The organism is Microcoleus sp. AT8-A3, assembly GCF_036705675.1.
Classification (GTDB): Bacteria; Cyanobacteriota; Cyanobacteriia; order Cyanobacteriales; family Microcoleaceae; genus Microcoleus.
This window is the reverse complement of record NZ_JAUBVD010000134.1, coordinates 1-2722: the sequence shown is the minus strand read 5'-3', so window position 1 is coordinate 2722 and position 2722 is coordinate 1. Positions and strand designations below refer to the sequence as shown.

The 2722-nt window shown below is 42.7% G+C and carries 3 protein-coding genes and 1 pseudogene; 2 read left to right on the top strand and 2 right to left on the bottom strand.

Going from position 1 to position 2722, the window contains the following annotated elements:
• Nucleotides 1-129 precede the first annotated feature (129 nt).
• Nucleotides 130-333, top strand: coding sequence for a hypothetical protein (locus QUB51_RS30225; RefSeq protein ID WP_333058222.1), 204 nt, complete (start codon nt 130-132; stop codon nt 331-333).
• Nucleotides 334-552: 219 nt separating this feature from the next.
• Nucleotides 553-1407: an Npun_R2479 family HD domain-containing metalloprotein gene (locus QUB51_RS30220; protein WP_333058221.1), complete on the top strand. Its 855-nt coding sequence runs from the start codon at nt 553-555 to the stop codon at nt 1405-1407.
• A 149-nt stretch (nt 1408-1556) separates the two neighbouring features.
• Here the strand turns inward: QUB51_RS30220 and QUB51_RS30215 are convergent, their stop codons facing one another.
• Together QUB51_RS30215 and QUB51_RS30210 are read right to left on the bottom strand one after the other, a co-directional pair.
• Complete coding sequence (locus QUB51_RS30215) at nt 1557-2072, bottom strand: transcriptional repressor (RefSeq protein ID WP_333058220.1); 516 nt, start codon at nt 2070-2072, stop codon at nt 1557-1559.
• 116 nt (nt 2073-2188) lie between these two features.
• Nucleotides 2189-2338: pseudogene (locus QUB51_RS30210) on the bottom strand (chlorophyll a/b binding light-harvesting protein); the annotation flags it as partial.
• Between the last annotated feature and the right edge of the window lie 384 nt (nt 2339-2722).

Here is a 2722-nt window from a genome sequence, read left to right as displayed (position 1 = left end):
GAGGCTATGAATGCCCATTCTTGTGACTACTTTCCTATGCCTGACCTCATTCCCGAATTTCAGACCTGAATCCTTACAAGTTATCTAAAATTACCGGACAATAAGAAATATACATTGAGTTGACAGCAGATGACAACCAAAGCTTATATTCCTGAATATACAATTTCCGAACTTTACTTGAACATTTGGAAATCCGGTAAGATCGATCGCACTGTGTTCCAGCAAATTCAATACGCAATTAATTCTCACAGTTTAAAAAGTTCAGAGGATCGAAAAATTGTTAGCAGGCTGCTGTATGCAGTACGGCGGGGATGGGTGTCAGTGATGGACTGAGTTGCTTCGGAGTTTTGAGTCAGGGCGCGAGATTGCTTCGTAAGTCCCCGGGCGTAGCTGCGTCAATGAGTTTTGAGATTGCTACCCACTTGCCATCCACAGATCACAACACACACGGGGTGCAGGAGTTGTGAGCTAAAATCTCATCCATAAAATTTAGAGGACTCCCAAATAGATGCACCCCTGTGGAAAGGCAATATTAAGGTAAAAGGATAGGGTATGTTTAATTCTACAGAACTTCTGATCGAGGCTTTCATCGAACAACTTCAGAACGGTTACAGCCGCACTTACGGAGGCTACAAATCAGACTATGCTGACATTATTGCCTGGGTGGGGGCAATGGCGTTAGAAAACATCGCCAACAGCGACGCTCTTTATCACAATGTAGAACACGCCATTTGCATTAGCTTAGTCGGTCAAGAAATCTTGCGGGGAAAACACATTCGCAAGGGCGGAGTTTCCTGCGAAGATTGGCTGCACTTCATCATTTCTTTGCTGTGCCAAGACATCGGATATGTCAAAGGAGTTTGCCGGCAAGACCAAGAATCAGAAGGATTATATGCTACAGGAAAAGATGGCATGAGAATTGCACTTGCTCCCGGTGCAACGGCGGCCAGCCTAGCTCCTTACCGAGTTGACAGAGCTAAATTGTTCATTGACGAGCGCTTCGGCAACCACAAGCTAATTAATGCTGAGATAATTAAGCAGAACATAGAACAGACTCGTTTCTCGGTGCTTGACGGTAACACAGACGAGGATGCAGTTAATTACTCTAGTTTAGTGCGCGGTGCTGACTTGATAGGTCAGCTCAGCAACCCGCAATATTTGCAGAAAATTGGCGCGCTGTTTTACGAGTTAGAAGAAAGCGGTGCTACTAAAGTTTTGGGCTATCGACATCCGGGCGACTTGCTGCAAAGCTACTCTAAGTTTTACTGGAGCGGTATTTATCCTCACATCAGTGAATCTCTCGGTTACTTGCAGTTGACGCAGGAAGGCAAACAGATTGTTGCTAGTTTGTACGCTAACATATTTCGGATGGAACACCAACGTTGCGATTCTTCTGAGGTTGCTTAATTGCAAAAGTGAATTCAGCAGTCAGCCGTCAGTTGTCAGTTGTCATTGGTTATTTTTAGGTGCTAATAACTAACAGCTCATAACGAATAAAAAAGCACAAATCACCAATTACCACCAATTACCAAGTGCCGAAGTTTATTTGATTCAACTCAACTAATTTCCTCCTTCATTTCCGAATGATATCTGGGACACAACCAATTGCTGGGTACCAAAGAAGGCCATCCCTCCCGTAGCGCTTCCAAACAAACAGCTCGCACAGTTAACTGACAGTCAAGCAGTTCTACCCCAGCTTTTTCAACTTGCTTTTTGCCAATTTTTAAAATAGATTCATCGCTAAATTCAAAGGTTTTGTGACACTGAATGCAAACCAGATGGTGGTGGTGGTGCAATTCGGGAAAATTCAGTTCGTAATGTTTGTGTCCTTCTGCTAATTCTAGTTCACGCAAAATTCCTATTCTTGCTAATAAATGCAGCGTTCGGTAGACAGTAGACAAGCCTATTCGTTCTCCTTTATTCTGCAAAGTCTTGTATAATTCTTCCGCACTTAAATGATTGCCTTGTGGCAGATTTTGAAAAACACTCAAAATAGTTTCTCGCTGGGGAGTCAGGCGGCAGCCTCTTTGGTTGAGTTCGACTTTGAGTGAGTTAGCACTGTATAAATTCATGTCGGAAAAAATAAAAAAGTTGAACGAGGATTGTCATGGATTATCTGTTATTTATTCGTGCTATTTTTTAGATGCTCCTAAAGTATATTTTCCGTGAGAATCCATGTAAATTTAGACTCCAATAGGGTATAGACTCCCGCCCAGAAGACGATGAGGCCGGCGTGGGCGACGTGGATACGGAGCAAACGGCCCGAAAGGTTGATTAAGCCGGCGTTGCCGACCCACCAGGGAAATGATTTTCCTTCGGCTGGGAAGGATTTTGCCATGCTGGTCACGGCGATTTACCTCTTGAGAAAGATGCCAGGGGGGTTTTAAGCGATCGCAGGTTATTGATATAGATAATCAACAATTTTAGTATTTTAGTCAAGGGGTATTTGAGAAAAATTTTCACTGATTTGAGTTCTGGTATGTAAATCAGTAGGAAAAAACATCGTTTTATCACGATTATGACTGTTTTTGGCGCTTGAGCGGAGTTTGGCCTCTCGTTAGCAAAAATAACAGCTAAAGGAATACCTCTAAATTTATTGATAAATAATATTATTAAGGAGTATTATGGCTAGAGTATTGTTTAAGTAGGGCTTGCCGAAAAAGCCTAAAACCTTTACAGAGAAAGACTTTGACTGGTTTGAACGCTCCGCGTGTGCAAGCTT

What these genes read in the sequence shown, in the direction of transcription:
- QUB51_RS30220 (WP_333058221.1), top strand. Translation starts at nt 553, where the DNA reads ATGTTTAATTCTACAGAACTTCTGATCGAGGCTTTCATCGAACAACTT.
- QUB51_RS30215 (WP_333058220.1), bottom strand. Translation starts at nt 2,072, where the DNA reads ATGAATTTATACAGTGCTAACTCACTCAAAGTCGAACTCAACCAAAGA.
- QUB51_RS30225 (WP_333058222.1), top strand. Translation starts at nt 130, where the DNA reads ATGACAACCAAAGCTTATATTCCTGAATATACAATTTCCGAACTTTAC.